Below are 16502 nucleotides of genomic sequence, written 5' to 3'. Positions count from 1 at the left end.
TTTCGAACCTAGACGCCAAAATGCGCGGCCAGATGCGGGTTGAAATCCGGCGCCTGCAGCGGCGGCTGAAGACGACAAGCCTTTACGTGACGCATGACCAGCTGGAAGCCATGACACTTGCTGATCGTCTGGTTGTCATGAATGGCGGACGGATTGAACAAATCGGGACCCCGGTCGAAGTCTATCAGCGCCCCGAAACGATCTTCGTCGCTGGCTTCATCGGATCACCGCCCATGAACTTCGTTGAACTTAAAACGAACGGCACCATTGCGGCGGAAGAACTAACTATGTCCGCCGACGCCGATGTGATCGGCATTCGTCCAAATGCCATCAGGCTCGGCGAGACCACTTCGCCTGCCCTTCGTTTCAAGGGCAAAGTGGAGCTCGTCGAAACCGTGGGCGACGAAAACCATATCCATCTGCGCCTTAATGATGCGAAGAACGAACTGATTGTGGCAAGCATTGCGGGCGACCAGCGACTTTCGGACGGTGAGACCGTCTCATGCTTTGCCCTGGCAGACAGTCTTCACCTCTTCAACAGTGCGACGGGCCGGCGGGTCAACTAACAAAAATCCATGCAAAAAACCACCGGACCACGGCAATTGACAAAGGCGGCCGATCTGGTGCCCATAGCGTGAAAGCAAAGGTTGCGAGAGCGGTCCATGACACAGGCAAAGACGGCCGGCGCGCCAATTGCACTTCCCGACGAGCAGATGCAGGTTCGTGTGGTATGGCTCTACTTCATGGAAGGCCGTACGCAGGGCGAGATTGCCGACGCGCTTTCGACCAACCGGCTTCGTGTCAACAAAATCATCGCCGAAGCTCGCCGATCCGGCCTTGTGACAATTACCTTGAATTCCAGGCTTACGTCCTGTGTCGAGCTTGAGCAGACGCTGGTCGCGGAGTTCTCGCTGAGCCGGGCGATCATCGTGCCATCACCTTCAGATCCCGATCTCATACCTGTTCTGCTCGGCCAAGCGACCGCGGACTACATCGCCCAGCTGCTCAGCAACGGCAAGCTGTCGGGTATTGGCGTCGGCTGGGGAGCCACGCTGCGCGAAATGGTACGTCATATGCCATCCATGCGCCGGCCCGACATTTGCGTGAACTCGGTGATGGGTGGACTGACGCATGGCATCGAGATCAACACATTCGACATCGCAAGCGACCTCGCCCGGCACTTGAACGCCGAGTGCGCCTATCTTGCAGCTCCCATTTATGCCGGCAGCCCGGAATCGAAAACGGCAATCGTAACCCAGGACGTATTCCAGGCGGCTTTCCGGCAGATTGCCTCAAACGATCTTGTCGTGCTCAGTATCGGCGATATGACCGAGCGATCGCTTCTGATGCGCTACGGGCTGCCGCAGGACGTCACGATCGACGAGCTTGTCGCTACCGGCGCTTGCGGCGATGTTCTGGCGCAATTCATTGACAGGAACGGAACCCCCATCGACCACCCGCTCAATCTACGGGCAATCGCGCCGCCGCTGGAAGCGTTGCGCAAGATCCCGAACGTCGTCTTCGCGTCAGGCGGTATCAACAAAGTCGAGGCCATTGCCGCGGTCCTCTTGTCAGGGCTCGGAACTGTCCTCGTCTGCGATGAAGACACGGCGCGCGCAGCTCTGTCGGTGGCAGCCCGCGCGCGATCGCCCGCGGCGTTGTCCTGAAATGCATCGGCCCTAAGGACCGCAGTGCCGAAGAGGCTGTTGGGATCCCAGCGGGCAGGTTGACAGGTCAGGCCTTTCACACCTGCATCCGGCATGCCCTCGGCCGCGGTAACGACATCGAATGAAAATCACGGCAGAGCCGAAGCATCGACTAAGCTTTCTCGTTGACGGCCACGCTCATTCGTCTCTTGCGGGCACGATTACCGGGCGTTGCACGGACAGGACAATAAGTATGTGGCGGGCTTCGCCTGAACTATGCTGATGGGACAACGGCGATCTTGGCAGTGCGCTGCGCTCACGCCGAAAAGAAAGAGCGCGGTAACGCGTTCGACCTCTGGAACCGCGAGCGGCGGGATGTTTGGCTCGCTCCGGTCAGACGGCAAATGAATCGCTTGACTCGTTTCCCCAATAGGAACATTTAAAGAACGAAATGAAAGGCAAAGCCATGTCAATCGCCGAGAAGTTCATCGTCCTGCCCTACAAGAAGAACCGCGGAAATCTCGTGCCGGGGGAGATGCGCCAGGCTTCAAACGGTCCATCGGCTGAGAAGATTGCTGCCTCGATGGCTGCGCGCTTCGTCGGGGTCGCGGCCTATGCAGTGATGGTCGACGACGAGACCGGCGACATGACGGCACCCCGCTTGCTTGCAAGGCATGGCGAAATCGCCGATCTGAATATTTCTTAGAGGCAACGCATCCAGAATATCTGGCTTGGTCACAAAGGTGCCCTTCGAGCATGATTGGTAGCGCCGAACTCCAAGTTGCCGTGCAACAGATGTGGCGCCTGTGCTCGCCGCGCGCTACCATTCAATGGCATTGGATCTATTTTCTCCCGTCGCGGGTTTTCGCATCGAGCTGAGCAGCGTGCCGTTCAAAGGCCTGCGTTATAAGGATGGCGAGTTCTTCGTGAATATCGGCCCGCGATCTTCTCACACCCTGTTCGCAAATGGGATCGGGATCGCCGGCCGACTTCAGGAAATTCGCGGCGCCTTGCTTGCAAACGGGCAGAAAACTGAAATGGTCGGAATCGTCGATCTGCGCATAAGCGGCGTTCGGGACCTGTTTCGCCAACCGATCAGAAAGCACCGCAACCGGGATTTTGCCGATGCTGCCGAGATTGATGAAGGTCAGCGGGATATCGATGCTTTTCACGCTTTCGGCGTTGAAGGCAGTCGCAAGGCCGGGATCGACACGCACCGCCGAGGCGATGCGCGGATCGCGGTTCGATTGTTCGAAGCGCGCCAGGTCGATGCCGCGCAGATCGAATATTTCGACCGCGACCTGCTTGTTGTTGACGAAGCCGCGCCCGCCTTCGAACCAGCGGCAATCCATCATGGCCGGATAGTCGTCGCAATAGCGCATATATGCATCGAGATCGGCGCGAGCGCCGGCAAGCTCCATTCCCGTGCTACCACCGAGGGAAAAACCGAGAACGCCGATGCGCTTCGTGTCGATCGATGCCTGCCAGCGCGCATCGCTGACACGTGCCGTGATGATGGTCGAAATATCCTGGGTGCGCTCCCAGATTTTTGGCGTGGCAGCGGGCGGGGAATCGCCGCTCGTTGTGCCGGGATGGTTGGGGCCGGCCACGATGAACCCTGACTCCGCCAATACCTTGGCGATCCACGCCATGCCTTCCACCCTCGAACCGGAGCCATGCGAAAGTAGCACCAGTGGGAAATGACCCACCTCGATAGAAGCATTTTTCGAGGCTGGGGTACCTTCGAAAATTTTGCTTTCGCCGACCAGTGCGGGTTCACCATCGCCCTTCGATGGATACCAGATCGTCACGGCAAGTGCGCTGCCGCGTTCATGCGAGAAGACGCGGATATCCTGCAGGCCGACTTCACCTGCGAAAACGGATGCGGTTGAAGTGACGACAAAGAAAATGGCTGTCAATGCTTGTGGTCAGTCGCATGAGAAACTCGTTCGGTTTGAGAAACGATGACTGACCTTCGGGGGAAACACGGTCTTTTCGACCTCGATCAGCTTCAAGGACGTACTCGAACGTGATGCGGTCTTTCATGCGTGCGGCTGACCTTTATCTCGTCGCCGCTCCAGGAACACACTTGCATTGGGTTGTTCTTCACACGCAGGTCATTCGCCGGAGAAGATCATCGAGATCCTTCGTGTGGAATTGCGACCCGTCGGGCCTGCCGGCTGCTATTCGAACGTCAGCCAAGGAACACCCTGGACCAAACGACCTCCATGCTCGCAGGAATCGCCAAAGCGGGCGACCTTCTTGCCGTTAATCTTCGCGACCGACGATCCACCGGTAATGCCGGCCGTCGTCGGCACGCCCGTGCATGTGCATCGGTCGCTCACTGTTGCAATCGGCACGCCCTCGACGCAGACGAAGGACTGAGAGGTCGAAACAACTGGCCCGCCGACATGTGGCCGCGGACCGGGATCAACCATGGGGCAAACATGCATATGGCCTTTGAGCGTGACCGGACTGCCAACCATCTGGAATTCCTCATCTTCGAACTTTCGGTGACGGCAGCATTTTCAGACCTCCTTTAGGACTGACATTAACTTCCGATGGCGCGGACCGCTTTTGGCGGAAAACTCGCATTGTCCATAAGTTGCATGCCGTGCGCCTGTGCCAGGATGGCCATGTGCGGAAGCGCTTCATAGATCGTCAGACTATCCAGTGAACGGTTTCCGCCTAAAGCAAGAATGGGCTTGAACCCATAGATTTGCCCCCCTCTCAGCTTGCCGATTTTCGAGCGCGCGCTTTTGAAAAGCTTTTTCGCATTCGCATCGTATTCGTCAAGAAAAGCTTGATCGAGCGTCATCAACTGGCTCGTGACGGCGATATTTTCATCGAATTTCTCGCCGCTTGTCAGGGCCGGGCATGACACCATTCCCTTGACGAGATCGATGATCATGTCCTGATGGGTTTCGTTCCAGGCGATCATTTTCCCGAAAGCGCCAAATCCCAGCACATGGGTCTTCCCCGCCTCGATCTCGGAATCACCGTCGAAAACCAGCTTCATGATCGGGGCGTACATGTCGGGATCGCAAAATTGGAAATATCCGTCCAATATGATCCCGGTCCCGTTCTGCTGCCAGAATTCGATCACCGCATCGGGAACTCTGCCCCGGTAGCGCTCGGGCTCGGCAGCAGGCGCCGCCTCGCCGCCTTGCGGAGCACCGAAATCCTCGATGATCGAAGCCAGCCTTATCTGATAATCTTTCACGCTACCTCCAGTCAGAACAGATAGATGCAATAACCAATACTATGACATCGGGGCATTGCCGGGACCACCCTGACCATTCCCTGAGCCGCCCTTCGAGCCTGCCGGTTTCTTGCTCGACTTAGATGATTTGCCATCCTCGCAGATTTTCAAGTCTGCGTTCGTGCGTTCACCCTTTTCCTTGGCCTTCTGCGCATGCTCCTTGAGTTGCTCCAATCGCGTCTTGTCCGAGTTGGCGCCCGTCTTGGACCATTGGGAACCGATCGATCTGTTTGCCGACCGTGGTCCCATTCCGCCGTTGTGCTGAGAGATTTTCCCCGATCCGCCGGCTGACAGATCCGGCGTATGGATAACGTCCATCGTACTCAGTTCGCCCTTCGCAGCTTGTTCCGCACCCTTCCGCGTCATCCTCGGGTCGCGCTTGAGCAGTTCGGTGACCCTGTTCTGGATCCAACTGTCTCTTGCGGTCGCCCGATCCACAGCATCCTTCGCACCCCGACCGAATTCCTCGTAGTTTTCCATATTCTTGACGAGTTGGTCGGGCGAAATATCGTTGATGGCGTCCTGCTGCTCTTTAAGTTGCCGCTTGAATTCCTCGATCTGCTCGGGTGTCGATCCTTCCGGTGGATTGAAGCAATCGATCTCTCCGCAATCCACACAGGGCTTTGCAGCTTCCTGTTCCTTGGTTTCGGTCTCGGCAGCTTCGTTCGCACCTTCCATATAGCTTGCAATGGCTTCAGCAGCCGCGCGGCCAGCCATGCCACCAACCCTTGACCCGATCGCGCGACCGATCCACGCTCCAACCGGCCCTCCGAGCACACCTCCAATGGCCCCGCCCAGAACGCCGCCTGCAACCTGGCCCCCAACCTGACCTGCGGTTCCTATCGCCACCGAGGTCATGACGCTGCTCCATTGAGGATGTTGCTGGAACGCAGCGCGTCGACCGTGTGGCCGATCAATTCCCTGACCCGGGTGTCCGGTGTGGTTCCCTTTTCTTGGAGGAAGCTTCGCACTTCCGGAAGATCCGCCGCCTTGCCGTCCGAAACGACCATGACATAGGCCCAACGTGCCCGCCCGCGCTCCGTCCGAATTCCAAGCTCATCGGCCGTTCGTTCACTGGCCAGCGTAGCGCCCCATACGAAGTCGTCGTCCACGCCCGAAAAGTGAGGCGGTCTGTTCTTCTTGAGGAAACGCGCAATCCGCAGCCGCGATGAATGGAGCATGGCGGCCTTCAACCTCTCCATCTGGGCCGGCTCCAACCTAAGCGGCCCAATGACCGCATCTGGCATGTTGATCGCCTTCCGCGCCCGTCGGACGCCCCCATAATCCGGCCCGTTGAAGACCACGCTATCCGCCGGGCCTAGAAATCGGGCAAACTGCGGTTTCGTGAGGATGGGCAGCAAGGCGCCGAGGACATTGGGATCCCAGTGGCGGAAAAGAACCCGTTCATAACGTTGCTTTTCCGAAGTGCCTTGCGTCCCGTCACGATCGCTTTCCAGCGGAATCATGACCTCGTTCAGCGTTCTCAGGTGCCGGTAAAGGGCGTCCGGCCCCGAGGGGCACGACCAGTAGACCGCGCAGGAATGATGGATGTCCAACCACTCGACATAGGATCGCGTCGGCGCCGCCAGGAGATCGACCATCCACGGCCCTGCACTGCGAAAATCCGCCGGCACCCCCTCCAAGAACAGCGAGCGGCAGGTTATCCCTTCGCCGGCCAGCGTGGCTGGCATATCATCAAAAGCCCCCCCATCCAGCACTGCACAGATGTGCCCGCTCATATCATCGACGGCATGCCTCACGACGCGGGAGGATTCGGAGATGTCCGGCAGATCGATTGCTGGCGTCGCTTCCATCGTCACATCCTCACGAACGGGGTTGACGATCTTGACATCTGCCGCAGACAGGACGGCCCCTCCCCGGGACCGCCTTTCTTGAAGTTGATCTGGTTACCTTCGATATCGACCTTCAATCCGCGGATGCGGATACCGGCTTTGTTGATTTCGATGTAGCCCCCGGGTGCGGACAGAAAGATCTTGTCTTCGGCAAAGACCTCAAAGACCTTCGCCTCTCCATGGTACTTCTCGCCGGAGACGAGATTGTAGAGTTTGCCGACATTGACGGTAATTTTCTCGCCCACGACCGTGCCTTGGGCCTCTCCGATATTGATATTTTGCTCTTTGCCGATCGTGAGATTTTGTTGTTCGCCGATCGCTATGTTCTGCTGCTTGCCGACGTTGATCATTTCGGTCTGGCCGATGTTCGTCACCTTGCTCATGCCGATCTGCTCGGCCTTGGCAATACCAACGGTTGTCGACTGGAACGAACCCACGATCGTGTTCATGATGCCCGGAAGCGGAAAGAGGCTTGAGGCTGCATCGCCGACGCCGGTGCCCGAGCCGGCGAGAGCCGAGCCCGCATCGGCCCGCGGATTCGGGCCGGAAACGACGCCTTGGCGGCTGCCGAGACCACCGGCGCTCAGAAAGCCAAGCGCCGAGGAGGCGAGCGTGCCGGCGAAGGCGGCAACGCCAGGTCCGCCGCCGCCGGCGATCTGACCAGCCTGGCTCAAAAGACCTGCAGTTTGCCCCGAGAGCCCCTGCACGGCCCCCATCAGCGCCATCGCCATCGGACCCGTGCCGCCGACGACGGTGTTCATCGAGCCACCGATCTCGTGCTTCTGATTGCCGCCGACTTCCACGGCGCGGTTGGCGCCGATCGAGGCCACTTCGTGCCGGTCGATGCGCTTCGTCCGGTCGTTCAGCACCCGAGTCGTATGATCCTTCTGCGCATGGAAGAACATGTTCTCCTGGCCGGCCTCGTCTTCAAAGCTCATCTCGTTGAAGCCGGAGCCCTTATGGGTGTTGGACCGCATCACCATGCGGGTCTTGTTGGCCGGGAGATCATAGGGCACGCCGTTTGCCGGATTGGGCACGACACCCGTGATGAGCGGCCGGTCTGGGTCACCGTCGACGAAGGCGACCATCACTTCCATGCCGATGCGCGGAATGATCTGACCGCCCCAGGTGGAGCCCGCCCAGCTCTGCGCCACACGTACCCAGCAGGTGTCCGATCCGTCCTTCTTCGCCCTGCGGTCCCAAGGAAACCACACCTTGATGCGGCCATACTGGTCCGGATGGATCTCCTCTCCCTGTGGTCCCGCAACGATCGCTACCTGCGTGCCCTCGATCCTCGGCCGCTTCGTCGCCCGGTGCGGCGTCATCGGCACGCGGGAGGGAACGGCCTCGAAATGGTTGTAGTATTCCGGCTCGTTGCTGTTCGTCTCATAGGACCGATCGACCGCCATATGACGCGCCTTAATGATCACATGCTCTTCATAGACGTGATCCGGATGCGCCTCCTCGTACGGCGTGAAGCGGCGGCCGGCCTCCAGCACGCGGGAGGTCGAAAGACCGGACACCCGATTGTGGTCGGCCTCGCTTGCCTGCATCCTGAGCTTTTGCGCCCGCTCGGCGGCGGCCACCGTGCCAATGCGGGAGGGGAATTCGTAAAGCTCGCGCTTGGCAGCCTCCGGCATCTGCACCAGCGACGGCGTCATCGTGCCCGGCACCATTTGCGGCGTCTCGAAGTTCCAGTCGGCGCCTGCCCGCTGGCCGGGCACGTAGGAGTAACGCCGCATCCATTCGGTGATGTGGTTGCGATCGGACGAGCCCTGCGCCAGGCGCACCCTGCCTTCGCCCCGCGCCGACGGCGACGGCCCTGCCCAGGAGCTTGCGCCGTCGCCGACATGAAGACGATGACCGCCCTCCTCATGGCTGAACCAGTAAAACAGGCCGTCCTCCTCGAAACGGCGGATCAGGAAATCGAGATCGGTCTCGTTCCACTGGACGGAATAATGCTGCGGCGGAGGTGGAGTGATGACGCCGGACGTATCGGGCGCCGGAATGCCGTGTTCGGAAAACAGCGTCTCGGCGATTTCCAGCGAGGTCTTGTCCATCCAGATGCGGCAATCGGAGCGGCGCGAGAGCAGCCACATCTGCGGCCGCAGCACCAGCGCATAAGACCGCAAGCCCCGGGTAATCGGCGGGCCCTCGTTCATATCGGTCACCAGTCCGTTGAAGGGGCGGCGGACGCCGTCGCCATCCTCTCCCTGCTGGACTTCGATCGACACATCGACCAGCCGGCCGATCAGCTCCTCAGGCTTGACGGCCTCGCGCTTGGCACGAACGCTGACGTGGATCTCGAAAAGCGAAGATACCCCCTCCTCGATCGAAACCCGCTCCGGCAAAAGCTGGTCCGGCCCAAGCGGAGAGTTCACCCGCAGGTTCCTGCTTGCCTGAATGAAATCGGCAGCCGAGGGTAGATCGTTCATCGTGGGCCCTTCGTCTCGCGTGCCAGGAGATGCGGCGACGTGCCGGCTTAGCCGGTTGCCGTCATTGCCTTTGAGAAGCGCCGCTGGAAGTTCTGCAGCAGCGAATGTTTGTCGAACTGGCGAAGGATTTCGAATTGGTTTGTCGCGCTGTTGTAGTAGGCAGCCGCCATCGGCTTGTCGTCCCCCTGCTGGATGAAGGGAACAGCAGGATTGCCGTAGAGAATCTTCTTCGGTGTTGGGTCCTTGCCAATAATGTCGAGGAATCCCATCGGCACCGTCGCCTTGTATTTTTCGACAGCCGATATCTGGGCGATATTCTTCTTGCCAGTGTAAACATGAGCAATACTCGTCCTGCCGTTTGGCACGCTGACGATCTGCTGACCCGGCTTGATCCATTCGGTAACGAGTTCGCGGAAGCCCGGCATGTGCTGCAACTTGTCACCTTCGAAGTACAGGTCTTCGACACGTGCGATCGTGTAGACATAACGCATGACCTGAAGGTGGCTCGTACCGACGACCTTGACACCCTTGATCTTATAGCTTGGGGCCACCATGCCGAAGATGCTTTCGGTCGACGTGTATTCGACGATCAAATGCTGGGAGGTGAGTGAAATCTTATCGATAGCAGGCGTGCTCATGAGGGAAATTTCCTCGTTGGCGCCAAACGCCGCGCGAGCAACCGAAGTCCACCGGCAGATATCGGACTTTGGTTCAGCGGCTTGCAGTTCGGCGGGGCGACAGCTCCGGTTCTTTTAACGCGAAAACGGATGCCGGCCAGCTGCCGGCATCCAGAGTGAGAAAGTCTTACGCAGCCTTCGTTGTTGCGAGATCGTAAGATGCGATCATCGGCGATTGCGGCGAGTGCTGATCGTCGTATGGCGTGTACTTCACTTCAATCTTGGTGAAGTTGAGCTTGATCGTCTCGATCGGGCGGTCCCCGTTGGAATCGATGGAGTAGCTGGCGATCAGCGTGTTCTCCAGGGAATATTCAACATAAGTGTTGCCGGGGTTGCCGGTGGTGACCAGATGAATGACCGAGCGCTTGCCGGTACGGCCGGCGCAGGCCTCCTGGAAGAGCTTCGTGGAAGAGGAATCGCTGACCTTGGTCAGGATGACTTCCGATACAGTCGGCTCGGAGGCTTCGCGGTTGGCCGCGGAGCCGGCGGATGTGTTCATGTTACGAGAAACGTTCCAGTGGATGGCTTCGATGTCCATCCACTTGCGGTGCTGCTCATGGGTTGCGTCACCCTGAATACCGTCGATTTGCAGATAAATCGGCATGCTGTCAGCTCTCCTCTTATCGAGCGGGGTTGCCTAGTTGCGTCTAAGGCGCATTTGCCTTTCGGTCCGTTGTGCTGGCCGAACGGCCCTCGCCGTCCGGGACTGCTTCATCCGCCTGCCGGTTTTCATCCGGTCCGGCGAATACCTTTTCGTCTGCCGCAGAGCTCGGCTTAATGCCGAAGCGGCCACTGTCGAAATTGATCAAAACATGCGAGACCTTCCGTCCGTCGGACATCCGGTCGAGGAAAAAGATTGACAGCACCGGTAGCAACTCGCGGGCAATCATCACCTCGATGGCGCGGGCACCCATCACGCTGGTCTTCGCACCCGAAACCAGCGCCTCGCGGGCTTCATCGGATAGCGAAAGCGCGGTGCCATAGGTGGCCGTGACACGATCCCTTATGCGGCCGATCTGCATGTCGACGATCGCCGAAAGTGCCTCGCGCTGCAAAGGCAGGAAGGGCAGAATAATCGTGCGGCCGAGGAAGGCCGGCTTGAAATGCTTCTGCAGTTCCGGCAGCAACAATGCTTCCAGCGCCTCGCCATCCGGCATCGCATCCGGATCGGCGGCAAGGGCTGCCAGGAGTTCGGAGCCTGCATTGGCCGTCATGAAGATCGTCGTGTTCTTGAAATCGATATCGCGGCCCTCGCCGTCACGCAGCGTGCCCTTGTCGAAGACCTGGTAGAAGATCTCCTGGACGCCGCTATGGGCCTTGTCGATCTCGTCGAGCAGCAGGACGCCATAGGGTCGTCGGCGCACGGCTTCCGTCAGCACGCCGCCTTCGCCGTAGCCGACATAGCCGGGCGGCGAGCCGAGGAGCATGGAGATCTTGTGCTCCTCCTTGAACTCCGACATGTTGATCGTCGTCAACTGCTGGCTGCCGCCGTAATAAAGGTCGGCAAGCGACAGCGCCGTTTCCGTCTTGCCCGTGCCGGACATGCCGACGAGCAGGAACACGGCCGGCGGCCGGCGCGGATCGGAAAGTCCGGCGCGAGCAGCCCGCATCGTATCAGCAATGCGGCCGATCGCCGGATCCTGGCCGACGATCCGCTCCTTCAGCCGGTCATCGAGGCTCTTGGTGGTCTGGACCTGATCTGCAAGCAGCTTGCCGACGGGAATGCCGGTCCAGCGCGCGACGATCGTCGCGATGATGTCTTTATCGACAACGCGCGGCACGAGTGCCGCCTCACCGGCTGCCTGCTGCAGCTTTCGCTCGGCGACCGCAAAGGCCGCGCGTGCGCCTTGCGCCGATAGTCCGCTTGCCGGGAAGGGTGCGACATTGCTCGGTTCTTCGGCAGGCTCCGGGATATCTTCCACCCTCCTCGGCACGAAGGCCGCTTCCAGTCGGTCTGCCTCCTTCAGCAGGCGCAGTTCCTCGTCGTATTTTGTCTGAAGAGCGTCGATCTCGCTTGAAATTAGCTTAATTTGCGCGTCGATTCTGGCGAGACGTTCGGTGTTTTCAGGGGTATCCGGCTCGCTTGAGAGCCACGTCGCTTCGGCTTCGAGCAGATCGTGTTCGCTGCGCAGGTTCCGGAGCGGCTCGGGAATGGTCTGGCGGGCGAGCGAGACGGACGCAGCCGCCGTGTCGATCAGGCTGATCGCCTTGTCCGGCAACTGCCGCGCCGGCAAATAGCGGGCCGAAAGCCGCACTGCGGCAATCAGGGCTTCATCGCGGATGCGGACCTTGTGGTGGGCGGCGAAGGTTTCGGCCACGCCGCGCAGCATTCGGATTGCCGTTTCCTCGTCCGGCTCCTGCACGTGTACCGTCTGGAAACGGCGGGTGAGTGCTGCATCCTTTTCGATGAAGCGTTTATATTCGCTCCAGGTGGTCGCCGCGATGGTACGCAGTTCACCGCGCGCGAGCGCCGGTTTCAGGATATTGGCAGCGTCGCCTTGACCCGCCTGTCCGCCCGCGCCGATGAGGCTATGCGCTTCATCGATGAACAGGATGATCGGTTGGGCGGAGGCTTTCACCGCATCGACCACACCGTGGAGGCGACGCTCGAATTCACCTTTGACGCCCGCTCCGGCCTGCAGCAGGCTCAGATCGAGCGTGAGCAGTCGCACTGCCTTCAGTTTGTCGGGCACGTTTCCATCGGCAATCTGAAGCGCCAGCGCCTCGGCAACGGCCGTCTTGCCGACGCCCGCCTCGCCAACCAGAATCGGATTGTTCTGCCGCCGGCGCATCAGGATGTCGATGAGCTGCCGCTGCTCCCGGTTTCGGCCGATGACCGGATCGATGCGTCCGGCCCTGGCATCTGCTGTCATGTCGCGAGTGTAAAGTCGCAGGAATTCGTTATCGTCGACGCCATTGGGCGACGTTCGCCCGGCCGCCGGAAGGATGGCACTCTCGGCGCCGCCCTCGTCAGGCTCGGTCTTTTTCAGCAACTTTTCCAAGGCTTTGCCGTCAAGATCGCGCAGCGACGGCGCAATTGCGCGCACCAGGACACGCAGCGTCGAATCCGAAATCAGCGCCGACAGGACATCAGCGACAAGGACCCTGTTTCGGCCGAACTGCAGCGAGGCGACCAACCATGCCTCGCGCGCCAACGTCAGCAGATTTTGCGAAAGCGCGAGAGCCCGCCCCTCTTCGCGAGCGACATCGCCAATTGCCGCATCGAGCTCGCTTCGCAAGGTCTGCAAGCTGATGCCGACCTCTTCGAGAACCGGGGCAACATCCGCGACATCGAGCAGTGCGCGAAGCCAGTGGGCGATGTCGACAGCCGGGTGCTGATGGCGCACGGCAATGGATGCCGCTGTCTCAAGACCGACACGGAGGCTTGGCTCAAGCGTTCTGATCAGACGATTGAGATCGATCTGCGGCATTCGTGATTCCCCCTCCCCCGATGTCCAAGGGGAACACCTATGAGATGCATTGAGACAGCTAGGGCGCGTATTTCAATTTGGCAAGATTAAATTACGAGAATTTTTTATGTCAAGTCTATCCATCGCGTGTCATAAAAATGTTGCAAATCCACCGTGGTTGACAATGAAGAATGCTGCCCCACAATAATATGACCTCGGTCATCGTCTTCAAATATGAGGATTAATCGAATTTGAACATTCGCGACATCGCAATTCCATTTGATGAAAATGCGCCTTGTGGAGAAAACATCCGCAACAATACTGTATCGCGCAAGATATACTATAATATAAAAGATGCTAGGAACCTCGCTCGGACTGTAGAACGAGGTATTTCCCCTGGCGAGACCATTGGGGTATCACCTGCATGGATCGATGTTAACAATCTTGGATTGCGAATTCTTTCTTCAGACAGCAAGGACCTGGAAGTATTAGCCTGGCTCGCCGAAGCTCAACTAAGGCTTGCAGGCTTCGCAGGACTGGGCGAAGTCTACGCTGCGATGATGTCGCTTTTAGACAAGCATTGGGATGAGTTGCATTCGATCGGCGACGACGATTTCCACGAGCGTTTTGCGCCCCTGGCAGGCTTGAACGGGATGGGCGGCGAAGGAACGATCATTCAGGCGGTACGGCTTTCACCGCTCGTTCCCGGCGCGAAGTTCGGCCAATTTTCGCTCTGGGACTTCCAGCTTTCGCAGCGCCCAAACGAATCGCAGCGTCGCGAGGACCTTTATCTTGCAGCAAGCGAAGCGGGCGTCTCGGCCATGGCCGCGCACCTCAAGCAGCTGAACCAATGCATCGCCAGTTTCGATGCCCTGACTGCCCTTCTTGCGGAGCGTTGCGGTGATCAGGCACCGCCAAGTTCCAATACGCGCAATGTTCTTTTCGAAGCGGCAGCCGCAATTCGCCAGCTTGCGGGTATCGAAAACGACGAGGCTGCAGCTGATGCGGAAACCGCGCCCCTGGCTGCCAACAGCAATAGCCCGGAGCCTGAGGCCCCGCGGCCGCGCAGCGCCGACACTATTGCTTCGCGCGAGGAAGCGCTCGAAATCCTCGCCGGCGTCGCGCGCTATTTTCGCCGCACCGAGCCTCATTCGCCGATTTCGATGGCGCTCGAAACTCTGGTCCGGCGCAGCCGAATGGATTTTTCCGAGCTGCTTGCCGAACTGCTTCCCGAACCCCAGGCCCGCAACGCGGTGCTGAGTGCTGCGGGCATCAAGTCTGCCGCCGACAAGGGTGAATGACCGGAAAATCCTACCCGCGCTTCTCGCCGAGCGCGGCTCGCATGAACCGAATTTACAATCTGCCAAGGGCATGAAGGAGACTCTATATGGCAAGTGTGCATGAGAAACTGGAAAGGGTTCGCAAGCCGCGCGTCCACATCAAATACGAGGTGGAGACCGAGGGTGCGATGGTAGTCAAGGAGCTGCCCTTCGTCGTCGGCGTGCTCGGCGACTTCTCCGGCAATCCGACGCAGCCGCTCAAGCCGTTCGGCGAGCGGAAATTCGTTCAGGTCGATCGCGACAATTTCGACGACGTCATGCGCCGCATGACGCCCGGTCTCAACATCACGGTCGAAAATACGCTGCAGAACGACGGCTCGGATCTCGCCGTATCGCTGAAGTTCGAAAGCATGGAAGACTTCGAGCCAGGCGCGGTCGTCAATCAGGTTCCGGCACTTAAGGCACTGCTTGATGCGCGCAATGAGCTGCGCGACCTGATGAGCAAGGCAGACCGCTCGGAGGAGCTGGAGCGGATGCTCGAAGACATCCTTCAGAACAATGGCGACCTCAACAAATTGGTCTCCGAGCTCGGCGCCGCCGGCAACAAGGACAACGTGAACTGAAGGGCCGGCGGACGTTTGAACGTCCGTCCCATCTTTTTATGAGCACCGGATATTCCCAAGGCCGTTTGCCGCTTTCCGGGCTGCTCGCACCGAAAAGGATTGAGGAATGAGCGCAGATACTCAACTGGCGGCCCAGGACGAGGTCGCATACGTACCCGATGAGAACCTCCTGTCAAAGGTCGTGGCCGCCACCCGCCAGACAGAGCCGGATCGCGCGCAGAACCTGCTGCGCACGCTGACCGACCAGGCGTTGAAAGGCACCGTCAAGTACGACCGCAACCTGACGATCACGTTGAACAACGCGATCGCCGAGCTCGACAGGACGATTTCCCGTCAGCTGGCTGCGATCATGCAGTCGCCGGAATTCGCCAGGCTCGAAGGTTCCTGGCGCGGGCTGAACTACCTGGTCAAGAACAGCGAAACCAGCGTCAACCTGAAGATCCGGGTGCTGAACACTTCCAAGCGCGAGCTCTCCAAGGATCTTGCCAAGGCGGTCGAGTTCGACCAGTCAAGGCTCTTCAAGTCGGTCTATGATGATGAGTTCGGCACGCCGGGCGGCGAGCCCATGGGCACATTGATCGGCGACTATGAATTCGACAATTCGTTCGAAGACGTTCAGATGCTGCAGGGCATCTCGTCGATCGCTGCCGCAGCCTTTGCGCCCTTCATCGCAGCAGCAAGCCCGCGCATGTTCGGCTTCGAGGACTTCCGCGAACTGGCAAAGCCGCGCGATCTCGAAAAGATCTTCGAGACGGTCGAGTACACGAAATGGCGCAGCCTTCGCGAAAGCGACGATTCGCGCTTCGTGACACTGGCCATGCCGCGCGTGCTTGCCCGCATGCCCTATGGCCCGAAGACCAATCCGATCGACGAATTCGGCTTCGACGAGACGGGCGGTTCCAAGACCGGCGAGCTGGGTCACGAGGCTGATTGCTGGATGAATGCCGCCTATGTCATGGGCACGCGTCTTACCGAGGCCTTTGCCAAGAGCGGCTGGTGCACCTCGATCCGCGGCGCGGAAAATGGCGGGAAGGTCGAGAACCTGCCGATGCATATCTTTGCCAGCGACGATGGCGACCTCGATCTCAAATGCCCGACGGAAGTCGGCATCACGGACCGGCGTGATGCCGAGCTCGGCAAGCTCGGCTTCCTGCCGCTTTGCCACTACAAGAACACCGATTACGCGGTCTTCTTCGGTGCACAGACGACGCACAAGCCAAAGCTCTACGACAAGCCGGAAGCGACTGCTAATGCCGCAGTCTCCGCCCGCCTGCCCTACATGATGGCGACGTCACGCTTCGCCCACTATCTCAAGG

Annotated in this window: 15 protein-coding genes; 6 read left to right on the top strand and 9 right to left on the bottom strand. The window is 59.4% G+C overall.

Annotated features, from left to right (window positions below; all coding sequences use genetic code 11):
- The 3 genes from C9413_RS12855 to C9413_RS12845 form a co-directional block, all read left to right on the top strand.
- On the top strand, window positions 1-566 hold a 566-nt coding region (locus C9413_RS12855), incomplete at its 5' end, for a TOBE domain-containing protein (RefSeq protein WP_170250522.1).
- A gap of 96 nt (window positions 567-662) precedes the next feature.
- Complete coding sequence (locus C9413_RS12850) at window positions 663-1667, top strand: sugar-binding transcriptional regulator (protein WP_040115791.1); 1005 nt, start codon at window positions 663-665, stop codon at window positions 1665-1667.
- Window positions 1668-2112: 445 nt separating this feature from the next.
- Entirely contained in the window at window positions 2113-2352 is a 240-nt protein-coding gene (locus tag C9413_RS12845) for a hypothetical protein (protein WP_040116639.1), read from the top strand.
- Window positions 2353-2488: 136 nt separating this feature from the next.
- Here the strand turns inward: C9413_RS12845 and C9413_RS12840 are convergent, their stop codons facing one another.
- From C9413_RS12840 to tssH, 9 genes are all read right to left on the bottom strand, one after another.
- Window positions 2489-3565, bottom strand: coding sequence for a dienelactone hydrolase family protein (locus tag C9413_RS12840; protein WP_170250521.1), 1077 nt, complete (start codon window positions 3563-3565; stop codon window positions 2489-2491).
- Window positions 3566-3829: 264 nt separating this feature from the next.
- Window positions 3830-4132 (bottom strand): PAAR domain-containing protein, encoded by a 303-nt coding sequence (locus C9413_RS12835; protein ID WP_082046738.1) that lies wholly within the window; start codon window positions 4130-4132, stop codon window positions 3830-3832.
- 65 nt (window positions 4133-4197) lie between these two features.
- Window positions 4198-4869, bottom strand: a complete 672-nt coding sequence (locus C9413_RS12830; protein WP_170250520.1) for a GAD-like domain-containing protein — start codon at window positions 4867-4869, stop codon at window positions 4198-4200.
- 39 nt (window positions 4870-4908) lie between these two features.
- Window positions 4909-5625: a polymorphic toxin type 15 domain-containing protein gene (locus C9413_RS12825; RefSeq protein ID WP_223844090.1), complete on the bottom strand. Its 717-nt coding sequence runs from the start codon at window positions 5623-5625 to the stop codon at window positions 4909-4911.
- 137 nt (window positions 5626-5762) lie between these two features.
- Entirely contained in the window at window positions 5763-6722 is a 960-nt protein-coding gene (locus tag C9413_RS12820; protein ID WP_223844091.1) for a DUF4123 domain-containing protein, read from the bottom strand.
- 2 nt (window positions 6723-6724) lie between these two features.
- The gene (tssI, locus tag C9413_RS12815) at window positions 6725-9196 is read right to left on the bottom strand and encodes a type VI secretion system tip protein TssI/VgrG (RefSeq protein WP_040115796.1); all 2472 of its coding nucleotides are present in this window, start codon (window positions 9194-9196) and stop codon (window positions 6725-6727) included.
- Between the two features lie 47 nt (window positions 9197-9243).
- On the bottom strand, window positions 9244-9834 hold the full coding sequence (locus C9413_RS12810; protein WP_040115797.1) for a hypothetical protein: 591 nt from the start codon (window positions 9832-9834) through the stop codon (window positions 9244-9246).
- A 166-nt stretch (window positions 9835-10000) separates the two neighbouring features.
- Window positions 10001-10477, bottom strand: coding sequence for a type VI secretion system tube protein Hcp (locus tag C9413_RS12805; protein ID WP_040115798.1), 477 nt, complete (start codon window positions 10475-10477; stop codon window positions 10001-10003).
- A 43-nt stretch (window positions 10478-10520) separates the two neighbouring features.
- Entirely contained in the window at window positions 10521-13304 is a 2784-nt protein-coding gene (tssH, locus tag C9413_RS12800; protein WP_040115799.1) for a type VI secretion system ATPase TssH, read from the bottom strand.
- Window positions 13305-13534: 230 nt separating this feature from the next.
- Between tssH and tssA the strand changes: the two genes are divergently transcribed.
- From tssA to tssC, 3 genes are all read left to right on the top strand, one after another.
- Window positions 13535-14584, top strand: a complete 1050-nt coding sequence (gene tssA / locus C9413_RS12795) for a type VI secretion system protein TssA (protein WP_082046739.1) — start codon at window positions 13535-13537, stop codon at window positions 14582-14584.
- Window positions 14585-14670: 86 nt separating this feature from the next.
- On the top strand, window positions 14671-15186 hold the full coding sequence (tssB, locus tag C9413_RS12790; RefSeq protein WP_040115801.1) for a type VI secretion system contractile sheath small subunit: 516 nt from the start codon (window positions 14671-14673) through the stop codon (window positions 15184-15186).
- A gap of 106 nt (window positions 15187-15292) precedes the next feature.
- Window positions 15293-16502 (top strand): type VI secretion system contractile sheath large subunit (tssC, locus tag C9413_RS12785; protein ID WP_170250519.1); only part of this gene is annotated, 1210 nt, incomplete at its 3' end.

The sequence above is a fragment of the Rhizobium sp. SEMIA 4085 genome, assembly GCF_013004495.1.
GTDB classification, from domain to species: domain Bacteria; phylum Pseudomonadota; class Alphaproteobacteria; order Rhizobiales; family Rhizobiaceae; genus Rhizobium; species Rhizobium gallicum.
Note: the sequence above shows the minus strand (reverse complement) of the source record. Positions and strands in the feature narration are given on the sequence as shown.